This is a genomic window from Psychrobacter sp. DM4 (assembly GCF_051307035.1).
GTDB lineage: Bacteria > Pseudomonadota > Gammaproteobacteria > Pseudomonadales > Moraxellaceae > Psychrobacter.
This window is the reverse complement of sequence record NZ_CP195536.1, coordinates 96,024-121,576: the sequence shown is the minus strand read 5'-3', so window position 1 is coordinate 121,576 and position 25,553 is coordinate 96,024. Positions and strand designations below refer to the sequence as shown.

Here is a 25,553-nt window from a genome sequence, read left to right as displayed (position 1 = left end):
GTCATGATCAAACTAATTCTGTTGAATAGTATTTGCGCTCCAGCCTCTACCTTAACAGGTTTTGTAATCGACTGGGTTGACACCTGCGTAAGCGACTTTCACAAGGACTTGATTGTCTTTTGGCTTAGGAACTAAAACGCCCTCCTGATAATACATAACCTCAGGCGCGCCAAACTCATTGATAAGTACGGCGTGCTGCGTTTTGGGTATAGTTTGCGTAGACATCATCGACCACCTCTATATTTCTAATCAATTCGTTGCGCCTCAAAGGCACTATGTTAACACCAGCGTCGCACTGATAGGCAGATGATCTGATAGCGCCGACCACGGCTTACCGGTGTGTACCCAAGCATCCTTGATCATCAAATTACGCACATAAATACGATCTAAGCTGAGGACTGGTAGCTTAGCTGGAAACGTCGGCAGTAACTTACCGTGACAGCACCTAAGCGCCTCTGTCATCCCAAGGTTGGTCGCTAATTTGTCGCAAGACATCTTTTTCCAGTCGTTAAAATCACCTGCCAAAATTAATGGCTGATCAGGGGCGATCTCGTTACGTACATAGTCGCTGATGGCTTCATACTGCTTGATACGGTCGCGCTCAAACAGATTAAGATGTGCACACAAGATGACGACAGGAATGTCCCAACCAATAGGCTGCACTTCACAATGTAAGACCCCGCGCTGTTCTAATCGATTTACGGTAATATTGACGTTGTGTTTTGGATCTAATGGGAATCGGCTCAGAACCGCATTACCATGATGACCGTTTTGGTACTCTGAATTTTTGCCATAGCTGTTTTCTAACTGCAAAAATTCACCGAACCACTCGTGCTGCGATTGCTCAGGATACTCGTTGTATTGCATATTACGTTTGAGGTTTTGGCCTTGAACTTCTTGCAAGCAAATCACATCTGCGCGTATGGTGTCGAGCGCCTGCGCGATGCCTTGCATTTTGACTTGTCGATTCATGGGCGACATGCCTTTATGAATGTTGTAGCTGGTCACTGTAAATGAAGTCGTTGTCATAGATAGATCATAAGTTGGGAATGAATATATGACAGAGTATAACAGTCACTATCTCCAAGTATGTAAAACACTCGTTACCTGTTGTTTAGTAATCAGCGCTTATTTATTTTTGCGTGCTTAGCTTTTATCCAGAGGTATCATTCTTGGAATGTCAGGCAAATCAACCAAAGCCGGATCTACCTCAATGTGCGGGCTATGAACCACACTATTAATATAGGATTTTATCTCTAAAAACTGCGGATCAGTCATCATCTCAGGGGTACGCGGTCGCGCTAATGGCACCTCAATGATATCTTGTATTTCACCTGGATTGGCTTTGAGAACTAAGATACGATCTGACAACAGCACCGCTTCATCCATATCATGAGTAATAAAGACGATGGTAATGTCAATATTGCGCCATAGATCAAGCAGATGCTTTTGCATTTTTTGCCGAGTATAAGGATCTAGCGCCCCAAAAGGCTCATCCATTATCAATACCTTGGGCTCGTTAATGAGCGCACGGGCAATAGCGACGCGTTGTTTCATACCGCCTGAGAGCTGATGCGGGTAATGGTTTTTATACTTAGTAAGTCCAACGATATCGAGCCACTCACGCGCACTGCGATTAGCACTTGAATGGCTTTGACCTTTCATGATTGGTCCAAACATGATGTTCTCTTTGACCGTTTTCCATGGAAATAGCGTATAACCTTGGAACACCATACCCCTAGTAGCACTCGGCCCTTTGACAGGTTCATCATCGACGATGACCTGACCACTTGGATAACTATCGAGACCTGCAATGATACGGCCGAGCGTCGATTTACCACAGCCAGAAGGCCCAATCACGCAAACAAACTCACGCTTATGAATTTGTAGATCAATCTCTTTTAGAATCGTCTTTTGCGACTTCCCATCAGTAAATTTTTGCGTGAGCTTATCCACTTTTAGCACTACTGGACGCTGATAAAGCTGTTTAAAATAGTCGTCACTAGATGCCATTTCTTTATTAACTAACGGCAAGTCTTTATTGAGTATGGTCATCTACGTTCTCGCTTTCCATTTAAAGAGTTTTTTGCCTAATTGGTACAGTAAAATATCTGTGCCCAATCCCACAAAACCAATGAGCAAGATGCCGGCGTAAACATTGTCAAATTGCTGATAACGCGCTTGTTGCACAATGAACCAAGTAATACCTGAGGTCGTACCGATGAGTTCGGCGACGATTAGATACGTCCAAGCCCACCCCAATAGCACTCTCAAATCACGATAGACGTCAGGTATAACGGCTGGTAGTAACACATAATAGAAGCTTTTAAGTTTAGTAGTCCCAAGGGTATATCCGGCTTCAATCAGCCCGACATCCATCGTCCGAGTAGTATTGGCAATGATAAGAATCTGCTGAAATAAAGTACCGATGACGATAATGGCAATCTTTGGTCCATCGTAAATACCCAAAATGGCTACCGCTAGCGGACCAAACGCAGGTGCTGGTAAATACCGAAAAAACTCCACAAAAGGCTGGGTAATTTGAGCGATCTTTTCAGAGAATCCGCAGATAAGGCCTAGTGGTATACCGACTATGGAGGAGATAAAAAAGGCAATAAAGACGGTCTTTATACTCTGCCACAAGCTCTCGTGCAGCCAAGGCGCGTCTTCTTGTACCGGTGGCGTGGTAAAAGCGGTGAACGTCGCTATGGCAACTTCGTGAGGCGCTGGCAGATAAATGGGATTGACGAGCTTGCCTTGAGGCGGTGCATCCCCTGCCGCCATCGCGCTTTGCGCTTCACTAAAAAATAATTCCTTGTCGATTCGGCTACCTTCTTGCAAATACGTCATGCTACCCGCGTCAGTAATCTGCACCTCTGAATGCCAAATAAAAGGCAGATAGCTTACGGCGCACCATAACAAAATAGGTATCAAAAACGAGAGCACATTAAGCCCAAGGGTGGTTTTTTTGGTTAAATACTGGTTTGTTTGACTCATAGGCCAACCCCTTAGCGACTTGATGACAGTCATTAATAAACAACGAGTAATAAAATATGGTAGTCGCTGCGCAAAGGCCTAGGCTTTATTTCTTTTATGCTTGCCACGACTTTTTTGAGCTATAGCATAACTGGCTAAACGACTTAGCCAGTTATGCCAAATAGTTACTGGTTGATTAGATCTGGATAAATTAACTTATCAATATCAAGCTCTTGGTTATAAATCTGATTGTCAATGTTAAAACGATTGACGTGATAACTTGAGCCGTAGATAGAGGTGAAGTCGTCAGACTTTTCAAAGATCGCTTTGTTATCCGCTAGGCTCAGTAGCTTAGTGCCATCTAAAAAGTTGCTATATTGATCTGCGGGTACATTGACTCGAGTCGACATGATTTTGATAGCATCATCTCTGGTTGCAGGATCATTGATATAGCTGACGATCTTGTCCCAAACGAGTAGAATCTTGGCGTATTCAGCTCGGTTCGCCGCCAGACTCGTTGGACTAACCGCTAAAGTGTCATAGATCAGACCGGGCTTATCGGCTGAGGTATACAGTGCCTTTGAGCCTGCGACATTGCTCAAAGCTTGGTTAGCATTTGGCTGCCACAGCGCGACCGCATTGATAGTATCGCTACCGAATACTTGGGGTAACTCGTTGGTCGCCGCATTAACCAATGTCACATCGGCCTCGGTCATGCCGTTATCTGCCAGCGCACTGTTGAGTAGTAGATGATCAACTAGGCCTTTTTCAACGCCAATAGATTTGCCTTTTAGATCGGCAATGCTTGCAAACTCAGGCTTGGCAATGATTTGATCGTTACCGTTAGAGTAGTCATTGACTAAGATAATGATGCCTTCACTGCCGCTTGCCGCATTGACTAAGTTGTCGCCGTTAGTGACTGAGATCGCATCGAGTTGGTTTGAGGCAAAAGCGGACAAGGAGGCTGAATAATCAAACCATTCAAACTCAACATTGACACCTGCCTCTTCAAACCAGCCTTTTTCAATAGCGATTTGCCAAGCAACCCAGCCTGGCCAGTCGCTATAGCCGATGGATATCGGATCGCTGTTGGTAGCGGTAGTTTCGGTAGCGGCGACTTCACCCTCAGGTGCGGTTACCGTAGCGGTGTTATCGCAACCGAATAACATAACGCTTGATAAAATAGCAAAGGTAAATAGACGTCTGTTCATGAGTCTTGCTCCTAGAGTGTGACTTCTCCTTTGTGGATAAGTCTGATGATGCTAATTGTAATTGTGCTGATGACTGGGTTGATAATTGCGCTGATGTCATAGCAAAGTCGTGTCACTGTTTCATAAAAATGATGTCGTTTTAGACAAAATTACTTTAATAGTAGAGTTTACGAATTTAGCGTAGCGATATAAGCGCGCCAGCCGCCAAATTCAGTAATGTCAGTGCCGCCATTAAACTCTGGTTCAAAGACATACCCTTCGCAAATAAAGCTGTTAACCCAGCTGCCATCACTCAGCTCGACGTTACCGATGCCTAAAGGCGCAGGTACTTCGTTGACAATCTCACCAAATCTTGCGGTTGGAATATGCCAAACTTCGACTTCGATAGCGCTGCCCTCAATATGACACTGTAATCCGGGTTTGGCAGGTGTTGAGCCCGATAAAGCAAAGAGCTTATAGCCGTCTGCGGTTTGTGTTTTTTGTGCTAATACGCCGCCCCTATCGGTTAGCTGATAGTTAAGCGGCATACCGCTCAAGTGCGCGCCAACTACCGCTAACTTGATGCTGCTATTTATGTTCGGGGTGTCTTGTAAAGGTATAAGCGCCGATGATTCGGTACTACTTATAGATTGATAGGATTGATTAGAAGTGCCTAGTGGAATATCGAGCGCTAACTGCCACCGGTGGCCAAAGTTAGCTAGCGCTTCATCGTGCCAAGCCTTGGCAATAAAAGTAACGCCACGCGGTAGTCCGTCTTCAGCTATTACATTGGGTAGCGCTAACGCTGATAAGTCTGCCAAATTGACAAAATTGGTATAAGCGCCCATGTGGCTGTTTTTGCTCAGCGGATCGGCCTCTAACTCTTCAATGGTATAAATCGTTGGCGCGGTCGGTACCATAAGCGCATCAAACTGAGTCATTATCTGATCGATGCGGCGACTCAGCTTAGCTCTGGAGTACTCCGCTGCCATCGCATCTACAGCGCTATAGTTGTCTGCTTGGCTAATAATTTGACGAGTAATAGGTAACAGCGCATCGCGGTTAACTCGATTATCGATAGCAAAAGCGCGTTCACTGACCCAGCTGTCGTTATAAAGTGCATCTGCTAACTCATCAAACACGTCAAAATCGATAGGACAGACGTCATAACCTAATTTCTCTAAGCGTTCAATAGCTTGCTCAAAGGCTTGCGTGGAATGATTATCACCATAAAACTCTAGGCTATTAGGAATAGCAACTCTGCCCAAACTAAAAGCGACTGGCGCTGTTTTGGGATGAGTTCGACTATAGCTGTCTTGCTCATCATAACCTTGCATAATGCTAGCGACCTGCCACGCCTCTTTGATAGTAAGCGCAAAGATAGAAATGACATCATGAAGCTGACAAGCCGGAATCAGACCTGTTGTTGACAGCCACCCCTTAGTAGGTTTAAGACCAACGATGTTGTTGTGCCCAGCGGGAACGCGCCCGGAACCTGCGGTATCTGTCCCTAATGCAAAAGGCACGACGCCATTGGCTACACTGATCGCTGATCCTGAGCTTGAACCACCACTGATGTATTTAGCATCAAAGCTATTGCTGACCGCCCCATGTGGCGAGCGTGTGCCGACGAGTCCCGTGGCAAATTGATCAAGATTAGTCTTACCAATGACGATTGCGCCGGCAGCTTTGAGCTTTGCGACCACATAAGCGTCTTTTTCGGCGACATAAAGACTAGCGGGACAAGCGGCTGTGGTATCAAATCCAGCGACATCGATATTGTCTTTGACGCCAAAAGGAATACCGTATAGCGGTAAATCAGCTGACTTTTGAGCGCTGATAACTTTAATTTGCTCATGAAGTTGCTGCTCGGTCGCTATCGCTATCCAAGCATTATTGTCGTTGTTTATCTGAGCGACATAATCTATGAGATCAGTCAACTGACAATCGCCTCGATCATACGCTTGCTGCCAGTCATCTATAGTCCAATTCGTTTGCATAATTTTTCTCTTTTTTTATTAGCATTAAGGCAATTTGACGCTTTACTCAGCCGCTGTTGGCGCTAGTACAAATAATGGCTGCTCGGTTTTGACCGTCATACCGACTTCGGTCTCAATGCTGACCACCGTCATATTTACTGGCGAGAGTATAGGGAGCTCAATTTTCATAGCTTCAACGATAGCGAGTACTTGTCCTTTACTAACCACATCGCCTACCGCGCAGTTAATCTTCCAAATACTGCCCATCATGTGTGCTTGCACCACCATGCCGCCTTCAGGAATCACGATATCTGATTCCACCTCAGCTACTGTTATCTCGTCATTGATATAGCTGTCTAGTCCCTGCTGCTGCCAGCGTTGACGCTCAGCCTCAAAGCTCGTTTGCTGCTGCTGTTTAAAGCTTTGAATATCTTGCTTATTGTCATTGAGCATCTGATAGTATTCAGCTAAATTAAGCACACTATCTTCAATCTTAACTGCTAATTCGCCCGCCTCGAATGAGTCACGCATCGATAACAGCTCATCTTCACTGACTTCATAAAAGCGGATCTGGTCAAAGAATCTAAGCAGCCAAGGCTTATCAGGCTCAAAGCTTGGATGCGGGCGATAACGATTCCATATCTGAATCGTTCTACCGACGAACTGATAGCCACCGGGCCCTTCCATACCATAGACACACAGATAAGCACCACCGATACCAACAGCGTTCTCTGGCGTCCACGTTCGAGCAGGATTGTATTTGGTAGTGACCAATCGGTGTCTAGGGTCAAGTGGCGTGGCGACAGGGGCGCCTAAATAGACATCACCTAAACCCATAACTAAGTAGCTGGCCTGATAGACGATATCCTTGACCGCTTGTGCTGACTTAAGTCCATTAGTGCGTCTGATAAATTCAATATTGTCAGGGCACCAAGGCGCATCAGGTCGCACTAACTGCTGATACTTCTCAGTTGCCAGCGCAGTTTGTGAGTCGGCCCAAGCCATCGGTAGATGTACAATTCTAGAAGGTACTTGCATGTTTTTGATGTCAGGTAACTCATGCTCAGCTCGCTTGAGAATAGCTAACAGCTCAGTTTTCGAAAGCTCTAGAGGACGATAATGCACAAGCAGGGAGCGAATGCCCGGGGTCAAATCTACAAAGGCGGCGATCTGTTGAGCTTGCAGGTACTCCATCAGCGCCTGAACGCGAAAACGCAATTGCAAATCAAGTATTTGCGCGCCGTATTCGATCAACAGGTAGCAATCACCAGCAGGACGATAGACCACTTTTGGGCAGTCATCAGCCAGCTCAGCGCTGCTAGATATTGAATCGAGAATCGCGGTCGATAAAGTGGCGGGCTCAACCGTCATAGGCAGAGCGTAATCTACTAATTGAGTATCGTCAGCTTTGAGCATCGTCTCGTAGCGCTGGTGCAAGTTATTGGCTTGCTCAGAGCTAATCGGAACAAACTGTACTTTATCACCAGCTTTGAGCTGACCCATCTTCCAGCGCTCGCTAGCAACGATAACGCTTAAACACACAAACCCGCCTAGACTTGGGCCATCAGGGCCTAAAATAATAGGCATATCCCCTGTGAAGTCGATAGCGCCGACCGCATAAGCATTGTCATGAATGTTTGAGGGGTGCAGACCCGCCTCACCGCCATCTTCGCGTGCCCACTCAGGTTTGGGGCCAACGAGACGAATACCTGTACGGCTAGAGTTATGATGGACGTCCCACTGGTGTTCAAAGAATTGTGCTACATCGGACTCCGTAAAAAAGTCTGGTGCGCCATGTGGCCCATAGATGACCGCTATCTGCCATAGGCCATTAAATTCAGGTCTTTGCTTATCAGCTAAGCACTGAATTGAGTGTTGGGTGACGATTTGAGTGTTAGTCTCTACTGCGAATTGTTGAATGGGTAGCATGTCACCAACGATGAGGTTTCTACCACCGTGCCCGCCAAACTTACCTAAGCTAAACGTCGCTTGGCTCCCTAAATATTCAGGAATGACCATACCGCCTTTGATACCGATATAGCTTCGACAGCCTGAGGTGATGTTGCCACATTCTAAGACTTGACCTTTTTTCACGGTCACGCTTTGCCACATGGGAATAACTTGCTCATCCAAAGTGCAGACCATCGCGCCACCAGTGATCGCAATCTGGCTGTCGCAATGAAAGCGTAGCGTCGGTCCAGTGACCACACATTCTAGACCTGCGCTATTGAACTCATTGCCCAAGAGCTGATTAGCAGTATTGAGACTTAACGCATCAATAGCACCTGATGGCGGTACCCCAACATTCCAATATCCTTGGCGACCTACCACATCTTGAACCGCTGTCTGTACCCCTGATACTAGTACTTCAATTTTTTGACTTAACCAGCTAAAGCTATTTAACAGCTTTGTCGTTTGCTCGCCCTTGATGAACACAGGCGATGTAAATATCTGCTGTAAATACTCTAAATTTGTCTCGATGCCCGCTATACGAGATACCGCGAGTGTCTGAGTCATCTTAGCCAGTGCTTGCTCGCGATCAGGAGCCGTCACTATGATTTTGGCGATCATCGGATCATAAAAAGCGGAGATGTTGCTACCGGTCTCTATCCAAGTCTCGACTCGTGCCTCTGGATCAAAATAGACGTCAGTGAATAAACCCGTACTCGGTTGAAAATTCTTTATTGGATCCTCAGCGTATAGACGCACTTCAATAGAATGTCCTGAAGGCTTTAGCGGTAATGTTGGCGCTACAAACTCACCTGCCGCCAGCTCAATCATCCAGCGCACGATATCAACTTGATAAATCTCTTCGGTGATGCCGTGCTCCACTTGCAGGCGTGTATTAACCTCCAAAAAGTAAAAGTTCTGGGTTGCGACATCCATCACAAACTCTACCGTGCCAGCAGAGCGGTAATTCACTTGTTGCATTAGGGCAGTAGATACTTGTTGTAACTGCTGTCTTTGACTATCAGATAAAAGCGGCGCAGGCGTCTCTTCTACGACCTTTTGATTGCGGCGTTGAATTGAACAGTCGCGCTCTCCTAAAGTGATAATATTGCCGTGACCATCACCGAATACTTGGACTTCGATATGCCGCGCGTTTTCTACAAACTTCTCAAGATAGAGTCCGGCATTACTAAAGTTATTTTGTGCTAAATGATGAACGGCTTCATAGGCCTCGATGAGCTCTATCTCATTGGCAACCAAGCGCATGCCAATACCGCCGCCGCCAGCGGTGCTCTTGAGCATGACGGGATAGCCGATACGCTCAGCTTCGCTTACCGCTTCGTTTATATCCTGTAATAGATCGCTACCTGGTAACAGGGGCACTTGGCTTTGCGTTGCCAGCTCGCGCGCGGTGTGTTTGAGGCCAAAGCTCAATAGTTGCTCAGGCGTTGGCCCCATAAACGCAATGCCCGCCTCGGTACAACGCGCACAGAATTCAGCGTTCTCTGATAAAAATCCATAACCCGGATGAATAGCTTCAGCGCCTGACTCTAGTGCCGCCTGTATGACTTTATCGATATTGAGATAACTCTCGCTGGCAGATCCTGAGCCTATTTTTATCGCTTCATCAGCTTCACTGACATGCAATGAGCCGCGATCCGCATCAGTGTAGACCGCGACAGAGAGGATGTTCATCTGCTTCAACGTGCGTATCACGCGACAAGTAATGGCACCACGATTAGCGATTAATACTTTTTTGAACATGATCTTATCCTTAATACTGTAGCCAGTTTTTATAGCAATTTATTGATAATGAATGACCTTTTTAAGCGTTAAACTTATTCATAAATCACTAATTCAATAGGCGTCGGGTTGTAAGCATTACAAGGATTATTAAGCTGAGGGCAATTCGATATTAGTACGATCATATCCATCTGCGCGGTGATATCGACATACTTACCGGGCGCTGATATTCCGTCGTCAAAAGCTAATTGACCATCGCTTGTCACGGGAACATTCATAAAGAAATTAATGTTAGGGCCAATATGACGCACGTTGAGTTGGAACTGCTGCGCGATAGGATGCGTCGCTAAGCTATACATAAAATTGTTGCGACAGCTGTGCATCGGATAAGTATCCTGCGCATAACGCACAGTATTACTCTCACAAGAACAAGCGCCGCCTAGCGTGTCATGACGACCACAATTGTCATCGGTGATAGTCGCGATGACGCGGCCTTGATTGCTAAATAGATCGCTTCCTTTTTCTAAATAGACATTTTTGTTATTCGCTAAAGTATCGGTAGCGCTATAACGCTCGTCAGTATCAGCACTGCTGATAAATAAGGTGTCTACCGCTTGATTGCCCTCTAAATCTATAATTCTTAAGGTTTGATTTTGCTTAACCTCTGCCATCCAGCCTGCGCCAGCTGCGCAAACCTCACGCGATACTACACGGTCTAAATCGATCGTTAATTCGCTCACTGTCGTACTCGATTGCTTTAATTCTTCATTTAAAATAGTCATTTAATAATCCTCTACCTATCAATATTGGTTTTCAGCTCAAAACGATTAAAACCATCAAATTAATGCTGCGGTCGCTGGTACATAATCACCAAAGTAACGCGCGTTGTTTTCGAAGCCGCGCTGATTTTGCGCACAGGAATCACGGCAGACATCGCTGTCACTTATTGAAGCAATCGGTTGTGAGCGGTTGAGGCTGAGTTCAATATCGGCAGGATTATAAATAGTTGCTGGGTCTAGAGGATGCGGGGCATTGCATAAGAACACTAAGCAATTCATCTCGAAGCGTAAGGTAATGGCTTGATTGGTATTATCGCTGGTGATGTAGGACAGTTGACCGTCATTATCAGGCACTACTTTAGAGAATAGGTTGAGCGTTGCCGTGAGGTCAGCAGCCGTTAGCGCAAACTTTGCCATATCAGTGAGCAAGCCATCAACACCGCTTAAATGGCGATCATTGCGCGCCTCTTGAAAGGTTTTTTTGCCATACTGATTGGCAATAGTAGTAGCACTACTAGCGCCGCACAGCACATCGTTCCAGCCGTGATCGTCACTAGTAATAGAAGCGAGCACTCGACCCATATCCGAGTACAGGACATGGCCTTGCGATAGATACAGCGTATGCTGCGCTTTAAGGCTATCCGGCATGTTGAAACGTTCGAGTTTTTCGTCAGCATTGACGACGTATAGACTCAAGTTGGCGTTGTCAGCCAATGAGGTGAGTGTCAAAGTATGATGTCTATTGATACGACCACACCAGTGATGACCACCGGGAATCAGCGTTTGAAATAGGGCTAGATTTTGGCTATCAAGGTTTTGAGTAGCAGAGCTTTGGTTGTCAGTATTTTGACTTTTAGAGTCATCAAAACTAGGCAAATTTGATGCGTTTTTTGGATCCGTTGACATAAAAACTCCCACGATTACAGAGCTTAAGTGATCAGTGTCACTTAGAGTCTCCCGGGCTTTTATCCCTCCGTGTAGTTCTTGCGAACCGCCATCTCTCGAACCAGACATATAGCGCAAAAGTTATTTGCAAACTTTTAGTGCGTGCTATACCGGGACCCTAGACAGCTTTTTTTAGCTCTTAATTGAAATTAAGAATATATAAACTTACCCTCTAAAGGTTGCAAATGATGTGCCAAACCTACTTATGTCCAAAAACATAATCTATTACAACACTCTAATTTATCCGACTTATCTTGAGTAGAGCCTTCAAGGTCATACAAGTTTTTAATATTAAAAACGCTTTTATACAAGACTCACCCTATATCTGCTAACCCTAAAACGTCATTAACTAAAAATAAAGTCATTAGGGATAATAGAATAAATAATTCATTTCATTTCATAAGTTAGAAAAATTTAGATAGTTTATTTGAATGACTTACTATAGCCTAAACACCCTTAAAAAATATATCTTGGTGCAAAAAAGCGCACTATCGTAGAACATTTTGCACCAAGATAAGTAAATTAGGTCATCATACGTTATTGGTTTTTATCAGCATTTTGCCCTAAATAGTTATTACCTTTTGATAAAGTCAATCATTAACAACTAGAATTTATAAAAAAAGATGATATAGCCAAAGCTAATCACCTTTTTTGCAATATTAATCTGACTATTCAATACTAGCCATAAATATCATTAAGATAACTGATGATGTCCTGCGACTCGTACATCTGCGCCCCTGTGTTGGGATCGACTAGATAAGGAAATAGCAGCTTACCGTTTAACTCGCCATTCATAAGCTGATCACGTTTGCCGCCTTTGATAGGCTGATACTCACCTAGCGTCAAGTGAAAACCAAAAGCACCGATATCTTTTATCTGCTCACGAGCGACGTTGTGGTTGATGTAACCGACTTCTAATTCACTTAAGCGCTCACGTACTAGCCGGCAAAAGGGACTAGCCTCAAATCCGTATAGATGCAATGGCTCATCAGGTTTGCCGCGCGCCTCATTCTTTTTAGGATGGACTGCCCTCACACCGCGCATCATAGAGGCCATGCTAGCCGCTTTATTGACTATCGAAGCATTGTCTTTTTTATGCTCACGTTGAAACTTAGGGGGCGTTGAGCCTTTTTTAGAATAATGTGTGAACAGATGATCGATGATGGCTTGTGAGTCCAATATTTGATGGCCCTCCTCCCCTTCAGCGAAGTTCTCATCGATCATAAAGGGCACTTGCGTTTTGCCAGTCAGCTCTTCTAGCTCATCACGATAAACGTGACCTTTGTGCGGACTAGGACGACTCTCGTAATCTAAATTTAGGCGGGTCATGACTTCACGTACGCGGCGCGAGTAAGGACAGGCTTCATGCTCATAAAGAACAAGCATCTTTTTAGGTTGCATAGGTTGTCCTGTACCCATAACCCCACGTCCACCGCGTAGCGCTAATGAGACAAAGGCTTGCGTACTTTTGACTAAATGACCGACGTCATTGTTTGGAATGAGCATAATGTGCATCCTAACTTTGGTAATATTCAATAGGTATCAACTAAAAAGAGCATTGACTCATAATGAACCAATGCTCTTTAATCTTGCTTTTATAAGGCTCAGTTCATTCAAATACTATTTTGAATTAACCCAGACTACTGACTAATAACGAGTCACTAGAGCAATAGGTTGATCTTCGCCCATGATTTCCTCTGGCATAAAGACCACATCACCACCGTTGTGAATGACATGCTCAATGATGACGCCAATCGCGTCATCTGTAACGCCTTCACCAGCAGCGTCATCTGCTAGGGTTAGTGTTTGCGCTTTTTCGTCAATCTTAGCAGGCTTTATATAACCACGACGGACATATAACGTCTCACCAGCACCTTGAAAAGCACCACGATAGACTTCTTGCAAGTCCGTACGTAACATATCTGCACCGCGCGCTTTATCAATCTCTCCCATAGCCGCTTCATGTAATGAGGCACGGTATTCCTCTACGGCGTCTTGTACGCCATCGACGATATGCTGTGCATTACCATCATCAAGGTTGGTCACATTTGAGACTGTCGCGATAATATTGTCTGGACGATCACAAACCTCTTTGTAGTAGCCGATGTTTTTGGCGTCACCAACGATAACGAGTGGCATCTTGTGCTCACCCCACAGCTCTTGAACGCTTTTATCCACTTGGTTAAAGAATTCTTTTAGATGGCTACTTTCGTTGTTCGATGAGCGATCTGATCCGCCGTCGCTGGTAGTATATAAACCATTATTCTCAACTGGAAAGGCAATGTTTTCCATATTGTTTTGCTTGTCATCGTCTTTGTCAAATTCGGCAACGACGCGATCGTTAGAGGCTTCAATTAAACGGGCCATATCACGAGTCAATACGACGGTATAAAAATGTACCGCGCTTGCCATGTCACGTACTAGATCACGGGTTGCAAAGCTGTCTGAGATTACGACGCGCTCTGTTGTATCTAATGGCATGCGAATAATCTGTACATCATTGACACTTGCAAAGATGGCTAAAGTATCTAAGTTATAATTATGATTGAGCTCATCGGTCTTGGCATGAATACTATCTATAATAGTGGTTGCCGTGTTCTTATCGTACTCTTTATTTAGACGCTCTTCTGCGACCTTTAATTGATTTTTGAGGGCGATAGGATCTTTTTCATTAGCAGGATGCTCACGATGGGTCTTTACAAAGATACTGACAGCAGGATTAGCTTTTGTCTCACGTAAACTCTTCAATGTTGCTTTCATGAATATATTCCTTATTTTATTATCATTAATAGATTTTTAATGTTGGCACAATTTACTATAGGCTTGTGCTCGTACTTTTTAGTAGTGTGTCTTTTCTTAGCACTAGATTTAGTACTACCTTTGATACTATCAGACCGTCTTCTCAGATATATGGTTACTTTGCAAGCAAATGATGACCCTTTGTAAGCGATATAACGATGAGGTCACTAAGTCCTTATAAGCTGAGTCCATTATTCAGCTGATGTGATTAAAATACGCTTGAATGGGTCAAACTCGTCGCCACTATCATTACTGCCAGATGATATAGGGTTTACGTTGAGTGGCTTGTATTTTCATCAAAACATACCCATCTTTAATGCATACTATTTTAACAAATACTCATAATAACGACATTATGCAACGGATACCGCTATGACATCTTTAGATCCCAGATTAAACCTTGTCAACTTTTTGGATGCCTCTCCTACGACTTTGCAGACGCAAGTTAACCTAGCTATAGCACAAGCCAATGATTTTTTGGATACGCTGACAAGTTTTCAGGACAAGGACTTTACCCCTATAAGTGCAGATATTGCTCTGCGTGATGTATTAGAGTTTGATCATATCAATTTGAGCTTGGATCGTAGCTGGGGTGTGCTCTCGCACTTGAACGGCGTCATGAGTAATGATGAGATTCGTCATGTGCATCATGAGCTGTTGCCTAAGTTATCTGCCTATGGCACAAGAGTGGGTCAGCATCAGCCCCTATTCGACCGCTATCAGGCTATTGTTGATGATCGCTCATTTTTTGAGACATTAGAACCTGCTCGCAGACGAGCCATTGAGCTTGCCGTGCGTCGATTTGAGCTCTCGGGCGTTGCGCTGCCCAAAGCGGATCAAGATAAGTTTGCCGCTATTCAAAGCAAGCTATCAACACTATCAGCGATGTTCTCAGATCATATTTTGGACGCCACCCAAGCGTATGCCCTACCGCTAACCGCAGAGCAACTAGCGGGCTTGACCGATAGCGGACTCTCCTTACTCGCGGACGCAGGCGAGCAGTTTAAAGCGCATGAATTAGAGGCAGGTCGTCTGACTCAAGAAGACAGTGATGCGCTACCAACGCCGTATTATGTCGCGACGCTCAATATCCCTGTGTATTTAGCGATTATGACGCACGCCGACGACCGTGATTTGCGTGCCACTCTATACCGCGCTTACGTGACTCGCGCCTCGGAGTTTGATACTCATACGGATAAAAAAGGTGACTCGCTCAATAACGCTGAGGTCATGAGTCAGATACTCAAGTTGCGTCAGCAAAAGGCTGGGCTATTAGGCTTTAACAATTACGCTGAAGTATCGCTATCGACTAAGATGGCAGACAGCGTGGCAGAGGTTGACACCTTTTTGCGCAATTTAGCAGCGCAAGCAACTCCTACTGCCGAGCAAGATTTGGCGCAGTTGCAAGTTTGTGCAAGTGCTAACGGCATTACTGATCTGCAACCTTGGGACACGGCGTATATCGCAGAAAAGCTCAAACAAGACAAATTTAGTCTGTCGCAAGAAGAGATACGTCCGTATTTTCCTTTACCAAAAGTCATCGATGGTCTGTTTGCTATTGTAGAGCGTTTATACGGTATTACGGTGAAAGAGCAAGATATTGATACTAGTGCTACGGGTGCAGCGTCACGCTGGCATGATGATGTGCGTTTTTATCAATTATTCGATAATGACAAAAACGTAGTTGGCGGGTTTTATTTTGACTTATTTACCCGCAGTGGCAAACGTGGCGGCGCTTGGATGAGTGGTTTTCAGTCCCGCTACAGTCATGATGAGCAAGGCTACGAGCAGCTGCCAGTTTGCTTTATGGTAGGCAACTTTACCCCAGCGTTAGGCGGTAAGCCGAGCCTATTGACTCATAACGAAGTACTAACCTTGTTCCATGAGTTTGGTCATGGTTTGCATCATCTATTGACGCAAGTGAGTGTTGGCGATGTTGCAGGGGTTAATGGTGTTGAGTGGGATGCGGTCGAGCTACCGAGTCAGTTTATGGAGAACTGGGCGTGGGATAGTGAAGGTATTGCGCTGATTAGTAGCCATGTAGATACAGGCGAGCCTTTGCCAAAAGATAAGCTAGATGCTCTGCTTGCGGCCAAAAACTTCCAAAGCGGTATGCAAACCTTGCGTCAGGTTGAGCTCTCATTGTTTGACTTACTGATTCATGCGCATACGCCAGCGTTAGATTATGACGGTATATTAGCGACACTCAACGAAGTACGTCACGATATAGCCATTACCCAGACGCCTGAGTATAACCGTTTTGCCAATGGCTTTAGTCATATCTTTGCAGGTGGCTACGCTGCAGGCTACTACTCTTATAAGTGGGCTGAGCTATTATCAGCGGACGCTTTTAGCAAGTTTGAAGAGGACGGTATCTTTAATCCTGCTACGGGCAAAGCGTTTCGCGACACTATTTTGTCCGTTGGCGGTAGTTTTCCTGCCAAGACCAATTTTGAGAATTTCCGTGGTCGTAGCGCGAGCATAGAGGCGCTACTGCGCCATAGTGGCTTCTCTGAGAACGAGGCATTGGATGCTCAAACGATAGGTCAGGAGGCATAAATGCGCTATCAATCTACTCGTCCAAAGCGGCAGTTTTTGGCAGGGGTGCGTTGTCCTAAATGCCAGACGCTTGATGCTATCGTACAGGTCAATATCGTCACGCCAAAGCCTGATGAGTACATCGAGTGTACGCAGTGCGATCATAGTGAACACCGCCCTGACCCTGATGCAATCAGCGCACAAAACCATGCGCAAGATCAGCTCGTACGCAACGCCATGACAACGGGTACGAGTGGTACAGTGAAGTTTAAACCTTGATCCACCCTATCAATGCGTTTACTTTTACCGTCTATCTAGCTTAGATAGGTTTTTTATTTTGGGTTTGCTATCATAGCTTTTATTAATCACGACCTCCATTGACGATGGTATGAAATCAAAGAAACCGCGACCTACCTTTAACCGATATGCACAGCCCAAGCACCGATCTGCTCCATTATTATGGATCGCTATCACACTAATAGTTGTCTTGATTATCTTGGCCTACTTATTTTGGTCACAGTCTACCGCTGATGATCTAGATAATGAGGGAACAACTATCGTCATATCGACAGTAGAAGAACAAGGTAAGATGGCTCAGTCAGCTTCGATCATACCAGTAGCGGATGCTAGCGATATTGATATTGATAATAACGATAGCACTGATAATCTTGACGATACTGCTACTAGCACCTTAGATAATAAAGACAGTATCAGTATTCAAACGGTCGATATCCCCAATCCTAAGACAATCATAGAGGCACCGCTACCAGCAACTGACAGTCTTGCCAAAGAAGAGATAGACCGATTAAACGATGAGAAGCAACGTTTTGCGGAACAAGAGCGACTGGCTGCGGAACAAATCGCTATGACAAAACAATTAACCCAGATGAAAGCAGAACAAATCGCGCTACTAGAAGCACAAATCGCTCAGTTAGAGGCACAAAAGCGTCGTAAAGCTATTATAGAATAAACTTGGAGCAGGCAATATGGCGACCATACAGTTAACGCATGCGCCTATCCTAAATAGCAGCGTACAGCTGCTTATTTTACCCGTGAACACTGCTGGTACGTTATTAGATCCTGTCCTTGCCCGCACCAAAATTCTTTATCCTGATAATTACCAGCGCTATCGCAAAGCCTGTATTGATGGCAGCTTAAAGACTGGAACCTGCTTGATACACAAGCGCGTACGTGAGCACTCAGGTCTTGGCATCAGTAATCATAGCAATCAGCCAAGCTATATCGCTAATCTAGTCATATCAGATCATCCTTATCATCCAGCGCGTACCGCTTGGTTGACAGCAGCGCTCACAGACTTATCTAAACAACTTATGCCCCTTATACGCTACAAAGGCGTACGCAAAATTGCTATGCTCGCCCGCCCCCTACTGTTTGAACATTCTTCTAATAAGGCAGAGCATGATAGTTTAGACCATGCAAGAGAGCATACCGCAGCTCCCCTTCCTCTAGACTGGCATGACGTCACGCTGCCGCTTATCAAAAAGCACTTGCAAGGTTTGCCTAAACTACGCATTGATATCCATGTGCCAAAGCATATTACTGTTTAGCGTCAACAGGCTTTGAATACATATCGATTGAGAGCCTAAAGTCATCATAAGCAACTCCTTTTCATCGTATTTAGTGATCGCAAACATTTGATTAATCTCAATGCTATACTCAACACCTAGTAGCCGTTGTTTAAAATGGATGATACTTCAATACAAGGATGAATTATGAAGACGCTTAGAACCCCTGATACGCAGTTTGAGAACCTACCTGATTTTGACTTTGCACCGAACTATCTAATGGTTGACGATAGTGAGGGCGGCGAGCTGCGCGTGCACTATCTAGACGAAGGTCGCAAAGATGCCGACCCCATATTATTGCTGCACGGAGAGCCATCGTGGTGTTATCTGTATCGCAAGATAATACCGATTTTGGTAGCTGCTGGTCATCGCGTCATTGCGCCAGATCTGCCAGGCTTTGGGCGCTCAGACAAGCCTGCTGCTCGTACTGACTATACTTACCGGCGTCATGTCGATTGGATGCAATCAGTCGTTGATCAGTTACAATTGCAGAATATAACCCTGTTTTGTCAAGATTGGGGCGGACTCATCGGTCTGCGCTTGGTCGCAGATAATCCAGACCGATTTGCTCGAGTAGCCGCTGGCAATACTATGTTACCTACTGGCGACCATGATCCTGGCGAGGGCTTTCGCAAATGGCAGCAATTTTCGCAGGATACACCAGAGTTCCATGTCGGCAGCATCATCAATAGCGGCACCGTAACCGAGCTATCACAAGACATCATCGATGCCTATAACGCGCCCTTCCCTGATGAGTCGTTCAAAGAAGGCGCAAGGCAGTTTCCGATACTGGTACCAACCACACCCGACGACCCTGCCTCAGCGGATAACCGCGCAGCTTGGGGTATCTTAAGTCAATGGACCAAACCGTTTATCACCTTATTTAGTGACTCTGATCCAGTCACGGGCGGCGGTGATAAGATCATGCAAAAGCTGATACCCGGTACTCAATCTCAAGCCCATACGATCATCACTGGGGGTGGTCATTTCTTACAAGAAGATCAAGGGGAATCGCTAGCTGAGCTCTTGATCACCTTTATAGCAGATAACCCTTAACACTAAAAGTAGTGACCATAAAATTTTGCACATGCGCGGTGAATATATCCTTTAATCGGTACTATCCACTGCGCTATATCTTGCAAAACAACGTTTACCGCTTAGCGTTTTAGACGACAACCTGTATCTTTCTGTAAGCATTGGACAGTATATTTATATCCCTATATTGATAAAAAAATACGCTTGGCTTAATATCTCTTATAGGTAAATATTTATTACATTCAAACTTAACTAAGGATAATGAGCTATGTCAAACAACACTGGCAAAGATTCAAAAAAAGCTGCCGACAATAAAGTGGTTACTGGCGTAGAAGTCGTTAAAGACGATACCGTAGTATCCGAAGACGGCAATTTTGAGGAGTATAACGCCGAGCATCATTATCAAGAAGACAAAGCTCATGACAAGAAAGCAGATAGCGCTACCAAAGAAGGTCAATCCGCTAAAAAAGATGATAAGTCCAACGAAGCTAACGATACTAATAAAGAAGAAAAATCTAGTAAAAATAATAAGTCTGCTGCCAAAGAAACTAAAGCCGAGCAAAAAGACGACGCTGAACAGAATGACGCTGATAAAGAAGGGCAGTCTGACGAAGATAGCAACCCTAATATGTCAATGGCAGGTCTCTTTCAATGGGCATCTAAGCTTAGAGAAGACTTTATGTCCGAAGCGATGGGCATGACCAATGGGGTCACCGAAAAAGCCACAGCCATGACCTTAGAGCGCTTAATCGCTGTGGTAGATATGGAACTCGCCGCCTTTGATAAGAGCGTAGACGTTGCCAAAAAGCTGATCGCTAACGTAGAAGAAGAGCGTAGTAAGATTGCTAGCAGAAAAGAGAAATATCAAGATATGATCGATAAGTTAGATCAAGAATAAGCACTCTAGATAGTTAGTTTAGAGTTTAATTAATCCAATGTTAGGCGTTTGATTTAAGCGTTTGGCATTGGATTTTTTTGTTTGATTAAACATACTGGCAAATGTTTATGTCGATATGTCTAATCTAGCTATAGTCAATACCAAATAAAACAGATACGCCGTACTATGGCGCGAAATTGAAATAATTTTTTCTTGCGTGCTGTGCCTACGCCGCTCGATGCCGCAGAAAAACCATTTCAATCTCTCCGTATCGTTTTTATATTGAACTGACTATATAAGCTACTGTTCTTTAGTTTGAAAATACCGACCATCCTGTTTTTTCTACCAGTAGCTCTAATGCTTTTGTGCCAAGTTCTGAGTTACCCACTGGATTTAGGCCAGGTGACCATACTGCGATTGCGCCCTTACCCGGTGCTATTGTTAGAATGCCGCCACCGACGCCGCTTTTGCCTGGGAGACCCACCTGATAGGCAAACTCGCCAGAGCCATCGTAATGACCACACATCATCATCAGTGAATTAATCCGCTTAGATTGCTGCGGGCTGATCACCTTTGCTCCTGTGGGCTCATTGATACCGTTAGAGACCAAAAACAGACCAGCACGGGCTAACTGCTCACAGCTCACAGCTAATGGCAATCGAGCATTGATGAAAGTAAGTATTGAGTATCTTATCGACGTCATGTTGCAGATGACCAAAAGACTTCATAAAATGAGCGAGCGCGGCGTTGCGATCCTCGTGATCGATCTCAGACCTTGCTACTTTATAATCAAAGCAGATCGACTCATCGTCTGCTATAAAATGCACAAACTGTATAATCTCATCCAATATCTCTTTTGGCTCGCGTCCCATAGTAATGGCATCGACTACCGCAATCGCGCCCGCATTGATAAAGGGATTACGCGGCCTGCCCGACTCATACTCGAGTATGGTAATGGAGTTAAAGGGGTCGCCTGAGGGCTCACGACCGACATGATTCCACAGGGTACTGCCAAGTTTGCTAAGACCAATAGTTAGCGTAAATACTTTAGAGATACTTTGTATGGAGAACAGCGTACTGGCATCTCCTGCGCTATAGACTTGCCCATCAGGAGTCGCGACGGCAATACCAAATTGATTAGGATCGACATGAGCCAGCTGCGGAATGTAGTCCGCTACTTTTCCACGCTCGGTCTCGATTGTCATTTGGGCGGCGATGTCATCTAGAATTTGTTGCATCATAAAGGGATAGCCATGTTTTTATTGATTTTTTAATAGGCATGATTTTAACTGAATTGGAGAGGATAAGGCGGGGAATATTTTATTTCGCTATTATGTATCAGGATAAGTAAAGTCTGATATAAGTGGCTCCATACTAGTGGTCTGTTTCAAGTGGTCTATTAATAGGTTTGAAGTGTAAAAAGGGCGGGTTCCGTTGAGGCATACATTGCCTAAATAGAAGCTATTTATTTTCTAAAAATACTTAAAATGTGTATCAACTAATTCCAGTTAGTATCTGGCTGGAGCAAAGTGTCAACTCGATCTCCCCAGTGTCTTGCTTGCTCTGCATAGTCTAAATCAATGGTCTTTAACCCCTTATATAATTCTGTCAATTCATTTGTAGCAACATAACTTCCTTGCTCGGAAAGATGTTCAAGCTCCCTAAGTTTTGGGTCAAATAGTTGGTGAATCCTGTCTACTGTGGAATCATCAAGCGTTTTATTCATTCGATTGATGTAACTCTTTACTAATATAGCCTTCGTGTCCAAGTGCCCTGCTTTGGATAGCAAATAAGCAGTCACGGCTTCAACACTACTCTCAGTCTCATGCTGTAAATTAATAGGATTGTCATCACTGATATGTCTTTGCTTTTCCATAATTGCTACCGCAACCATATAATTAAGTAATGGCGATACATCATTAGGGCTAAAAGACTGATAGTAGTCAACCACATAGCTCATATACTGCACAGCTTTAGCATCGTCTTTAGGTACGAATTCGCCTAAATAACTATAAACCGCCATATAGATGTATGTGTTTACGAACTTTTCTGGATTGTGCTTTTGCTGTTTTGCTAATTGTACGTTTTGAATTATTTGGTCAAGTTCTTCATTATCTAAACCCTTATATTTAGAGAAGCCTTCTGGTACATCACGAATAATTATCTCCGCTATTTTGTCTAAATCGTGTTCAAGTTGCTGATATAGCGCAATAGCTTCTTTGTCACTACTGAATGGGTTACTGGCTTTGCATGGTTGAAAGTCTTCCACTTGAATATCTAAGTCATTAGAATGAACTTCGATACCATTTGGCGTTTGTGTGACACTATTCAGATCAATGGGTGTTTCAGACTGTTCAATTTCATTATAGATGTCACAGCTTGAGATATTTTTTTTTGAGCTATTAGTAACGCTTGATACGTTAAAGGACTGGTTAGGTGTGCTTTGAGCGATTGCCATTGATGACAGCGTAGAAAGTACAGCAACTGACAATATAGATAAAATTGGGTTTAGACACTTATTAATATTCACTTTTTTGTTGTACATAGTGTACTGTCCAATATATTTGATAGAGTGAGTTGTGACCATAGCTTATATTTTGCAGGTTAATAATTTAGATTTACAAAACACGGAACATACCCCACTTGCTTGTTTCCGCTTAATAGATGACAAGTAATAATAGCGGAAAATTCAGCGTTATGGTTTCAGAATAAAGTTATTTGCAGGATTTGTTCATTTCTACCTTAATCTATGACATTTATAAGCGGTCTATGGTCTAACTAACGTAAGGCTATAGAAAAGTAGAGTGCGCCCAGCGCACCGATATAACACGATAACTTATCCAGTGGTGCACATAGCATACCTAATAAAAACTATATTTATTTTCTTACATTCCTATTCGCTGGGCTAAAAGCCCAGCCTACGCCAAAACTTAATATCCAAAATGTTTCCACAAAAAAACCGCCCTAACTAATAAGCTAGAGCGGTTTTTCTAAATCAAGAAAAAGTACTTATTCAGCAGTATCAGCCGTTACGTTCTGCTCAATACCTTTCATAGTCAACTTAATGCGACCACGGTTGTCGACGTCTTGAACGAAGACATTGACCTTTTGACCTTCCTTTAGATAGTCAGAGACATTCTCGACGCGCTCTTCTGCGATTTGCGAGATATGGACTAGGCCATCCGTGTTTGGCAAGACGTTAACGAACGCGCCAAAGTCAACGATACGAGCAACCGTACCTTCGTAAGTTTTACCGACCTCAACTTCAGCCGTTAGCGCCTCGATTTTACCGATAGCCGCTTTGGTTGCCGCTTTGTTTTCACCAAAGATACGAATAGTACCGCCATCATCGATATCGATAACCGCGCCAGTCTCTTCTGTTAGCTGACGAATCATTGCACCACCTTTACCGATGACGTCACGGATTTTGTCAGGATTGATCTCAATCACAGCATAATTAGGCGCATGCGCGTTGATTTCAGTACGGCTCTCAGGCAGTACTTTATTCATCGCATCTAAAATATGGATACGGCCTGCATGAGCTTGCTTGAGCGCTTGCTCCATGATGTCAGGGGTAATCCCTTCGATTTTGATATCCATCTGTAGCGCAGTGATACCGTCTTTAGAACCCGCGACTTTAAAGTCCATATCGCCAAGATGATCTTCATCACCTAGGATGTCTGATAGTACCGCAAAGCGCTCGCCTTCTTTGACCAGACCCATCGCAATACCAGCGACTGGGGCTTTGATGGGTACGCCTGCGTCCATCAATGCCAAACTTGCACCGCAAACAGAAGCCATAGAAGACGAACCGTTTGACTCAGTAATCTCGGATACCACGCGGATGACATACGGGAAGCGGTCGCTATCTGGCAGCATCGCTTGCACACCGCGGCGAGCTAGGCGACCATGACCGATTTCGCGGCGTTTTGGGATACCCTCGCGACCTGTCTCACCGACTGAGAAATGCGGGAAGTTATAATGGAGCATGAAATGATCACGGATAGTGCCGCCTAGTGAGTCAATCATATTGACATCACGGCTGTTACCTAGCGTCGTCGTGACCAAAGCTTGCGTCTCACCGCGAGTAAATAGCGCTGAACCATGGGTGTATGGTAATACGCCAACTTGCACGTCAAGGGCGCGAACGGTATCTAAATCACGACCATCGATACGCGGCTTACCTGACAAGATGTTGTCACGAACGGTACGATATTTTAGATCATTGTAGATGTCCTTGAGCTTAGAGACGTTGCTGCTGTAGTCCTCTGACTCTTTGTCGCCTGCTAGCGCATCGATAGCGGCTTGCTTAACGTCATCGAGCTTGGCATAGCGCTCTTGCTTGTCTGTAGTGGTATAAGCATTAGCGACTTGCGCGCCGAACTGCTCTTTCATGCTACTCTCTAGCGACGCGTCTGCCTTTGGCGTTTCAAACTGCTGCTTAGCGGTGCCGATTTCCTCTGCCATTGAAGCGATGTTATCGATGACAATTTGCTGTTGCTCATGTCCGTATAGTACTGCGCCTAGCATCTGATCTTCTGATAGCTCAGCGGCTTCAGATTCAACCATTAATACCGCAGATTTGGTACCAGCAACGACCAAATCAAGATCGCTTTCTTTGAGCTGCTCAAGCGTTGGGTTTAGGACGTATTCACCACCGATAAAACCAACACGGGCTGCGGCGACTGGGCCATTGAATGGCGCATCAGAGATTGCGAGTGCTGCTGACGCACCGATGAGGGCTGCGATATCAGCAGATTGGGTTTTGTCTGATGACACAACTGTCGCCGTAATCTGAATCTCGTTCACATAACCTTCAGGGAATAATGGACGGATTGGGCGGTCAATCAAGCGTGAGGTTAGCGTTTCAAACTCACTGGCGCGGCCTTCACGTTTGCCATAAGCACCAGGGATCTTACCTGCCGCGTACATTTTTTCTTGGTAGTTGACGGTTAGCGGGAAGAAGTTTTGACCCTCTTTTGGATCAGACTTGACGACTGCGGCAACCAGTACGGTCACGCCGCCCATATGTACCATAATCGAGTTGGCTTGACGGGCAACGCGACCTGTCTCGATGACGACTTGCTGATTACCATATTGAAATTCGCGCTTCACTGTATTAAACATTGTCATATAAGTTTCCTAGTATTGAGACT

The 25,553-nt window shown here is 44.7% G+C and carries 21 protein-coding genes and 1 riboswitch; of the genes, 6 read left to right on the top strand and 15 right to left on the bottom strand.

The window, feature by feature from the left end; translation table 11 throughout:
* Window positions 1-51: 51 nt before the first annotated feature.
* From ACR64G_RS00535 to ACR64G_RS00485, 11 genes are all read right to left on the bottom strand, one after another.
* Window positions 52-228: a hypothetical protein gene (locus ACR64G_RS00535; RefSeq protein WP_435979630.1), complete on the bottom strand. Its 177-nt coding sequence runs from the start codon at window positions 226-228 to the stop codon at window positions 52-54.
* 45 nt (window positions 229-273) lie between these two features.
* On the bottom strand, window positions 274-1,029 hold the full coding sequence (locus ACR64G_RS00530) for an endonuclease/exonuclease/phosphatase family protein (protein ID WP_435979629.1): 756 nt from the start codon (window positions 1,027-1,029) through the stop codon (window positions 274-276).
* Window positions 1,030-1,146: 117 nt separating this feature from the next.
* The gene (locus tag ACR64G_RS00525; protein ID WP_435979628.1) at window positions 1,147-2,055 is read right to left on the bottom strand and encodes an ABC transporter ATP-binding protein; all 909 of its coding nucleotides are present in this window, start codon (window positions 2,053-2,055) and stop codon (window positions 1,147-1,149) included.
* Window positions 2,056-2,997: an ABC transporter permease gene (locus ACR64G_RS00520; protein WP_435979627.1), complete on the bottom strand. Its 942-nt coding sequence runs from the start codon at window positions 2,995-2,997 to the stop codon at window positions 2,056-2,058.
* Between the two features lie 164 nt (window positions 2,998-3,161).
* A complete protein-coding gene (locus tag ACR64G_RS00515; RefSeq protein WP_435979626.1) occupies window positions 3,162-4,187 on the bottom strand; it encodes an ABC transporter substrate-binding protein in 1,026 nt (341 codons plus the stop codon).
* 167 nt (window positions 4,188-4,354) lie between these two features.
* Complete coding sequence (atzF, locus tag ACR64G_RS00510; protein WP_435980597.1) at window positions 4,355-6,169, bottom strand: allophanate hydrolase; 1,815 nt, start codon at window positions 6,167-6,169, stop codon at window positions 4,355-4,357.
* 39 nt (window positions 6,170-6,208) lie between these two features.
* Window positions 6,209-9,859 carry an urea carboxylase gene (gene uca, locus ACR64G_RS00505; protein ID WP_435979625.1) on the bottom strand — a complete coding sequence of 1,217 codons (3,651 nt, stop codon included), beginning with the start codon at window positions 9,857-9,859 and terminating at the stop codon, window positions 6,209-6,211.
* Window positions 9,860-9,933: 74 nt separating this feature from the next.
* Window positions 9,934-10,620 carry an urea amidolyase associated protein UAAP2 gene (locus ACR64G_RS00500; RefSeq protein ID WP_435979624.1) on the bottom strand — a complete coding sequence of 229 codons (687 nt, stop codon included), beginning with the start codon at window positions 10,618-10,620 and terminating at the stop codon, window positions 9,934-9,936.
* Between the two features lie 54 nt (window positions 10,621-10,674).
* A complete protein-coding gene (locus tag ACR64G_RS00495) occupies window positions 10,675-11,523 on the bottom strand; it encodes an urea amidolyase associated protein UAAP1 (RefSeq protein WP_435979623.1) in 849 nt (282 codons plus the stop codon).
* Between the two features lie 46 nt (window positions 11,524-11,569).
* Window positions 11,570-11,695: riboswitch (guanidine-I (ykkC/yxkD leader) on the bottom strand.
* 545 nt (window positions 11,696-12,240) lie between these two features.
* Window positions 12,241-13,068 carry a glutathione S-transferase N-terminal domain-containing protein gene (locus ACR64G_RS00490; protein ID WP_435979622.1) on the bottom strand — a complete coding sequence of 276 codons (828 nt, stop codon included), beginning with the start codon at window positions 13,066-13,068 and terminating at the stop codon, window positions 12,241-12,243.
* Between the two features lie 141 nt (window positions 13,069-13,209).
* The gene (locus ACR64G_RS00485) at window positions 13,210-14,322 is read right to left on the bottom strand and encodes a hypothetical protein (protein ID WP_435979621.1); all 1,113 of its coding nucleotides are present in this window, start codon (window positions 14,320-14,322) and stop codon (window positions 13,210-13,212) included.
* A 411-nt stretch (window positions 14,323-14,733) separates the two neighbouring features.
* Here ACR64G_RS00485 and ACR64G_RS00480 point away from each other — a divergent pair, with 411 nt between their 5' ends.
* From ACR64G_RS00480 to ACR64G_RS00455, 6 genes are all read left to right on the top strand, one after another.
* Window positions 14,734-16,920, top strand: a complete 2,187-nt coding sequence (locus tag ACR64G_RS00480; RefSeq protein ID WP_435979620.1) for a M3 family metallopeptidase — start codon at window positions 14,734-14,736, stop codon at window positions 16,918-16,920.
* A complete protein-coding gene (locus ACR64G_RS00475; RefSeq protein WP_435979619.1) occupies window positions 16,921-17,178 on the top strand; it encodes a YheV family putative metal-binding protein in 258 nt (85 codons plus the stop codon).
* A 109-nt stretch (window positions 17,179-17,287) separates the two neighbouring features.
* Window positions 17,288-17,869, top strand: coding sequence for a hypothetical protein (locus ACR64G_RS00470; RefSeq protein ID WP_435979618.1), 582 nt, complete (start codon window positions 17,288-17,290; stop codon window positions 17,867-17,869).
* Between the two features lie 16 nt (window positions 17,870-17,885).
* Window positions 17,886-18,467, top strand: a complete 582-nt coding sequence (locus ACR64G_RS00465; RefSeq protein ID WP_435979617.1) for a hypothetical protein — start codon at window positions 17,886-17,888, stop codon at window positions 18,465-18,467.
* Between the two features lie 165 nt (window positions 18,468-18,632).
* Window positions 18,633-19,541, top strand: coding sequence for a haloalkane dehalogenase (locus ACR64G_RS00460; RefSeq protein WP_435979616.1), 909 nt, complete (start codon window positions 18,633-18,635; stop codon window positions 19,539-19,541).
* A 247-nt stretch (window positions 19,542-19,788) separates the two neighbouring features.
* Window positions 19,789-20,418, top strand: coding sequence for a hypothetical protein (locus ACR64G_RS00455; protein ID WP_435979615.1), 630 nt, complete (start codon window positions 19,789-19,791; stop codon window positions 20,416-20,418).
* Between the two features lie 289 nt (window positions 20,419-20,707).
* Here ACR64G_RS00455 and ACR64G_RS00450 read toward each other — a convergent pair whose 3' ends face one another.
* From ACR64G_RS00450 to pnp, 4 genes are all read right to left on the bottom strand, one after another.
* Complete coding sequence (locus ACR64G_RS00450) at window positions 20,708-21,043, bottom strand: glutaminase (RefSeq protein ID WP_435979614.1); 336 nt, start codon at window positions 21,041-21,043, stop codon at window positions 20,708-20,710.
* Window positions 21,033-21,638: a glutaminase gene (locus ACR64G_RS00445; protein ID WP_435979613.1), complete on the bottom strand. Its 606-nt coding sequence runs from the start codon at window positions 21,636-21,638 to the stop codon at window positions 21,033-21,035. Before ACR64G_RS00445 ends, ACR64G_RS00450 begins: the two co-directional genes overlap by 11 nt.
* A 257-nt stretch (window positions 21,639-21,895) precedes the next feature.
* Window positions 21,896-22,942 (bottom strand): hypothetical protein, encoded by a 1,047-nt coding sequence (locus tag ACR64G_RS00440; RefSeq protein ID WP_435979612.1) that lies wholly within the window; start codon window positions 22,940-22,942, stop codon window positions 21,896-21,898.
* A gap of 464 nt (window positions 22,943-23,406) precedes the next feature.
* Window positions 23,407-25,530 (bottom strand): polyribonucleotide nucleotidyltransferase, encoded by a 2,124-nt coding sequence (gene pnp / locus ACR64G_RS00435; protein ID WP_435979611.1) that lies wholly within the window; start codon window positions 25,528-25,530, stop codon window positions 23,407-23,409.
* Window positions 25,531-25,553 lie beyond the last annotated feature (23 nt).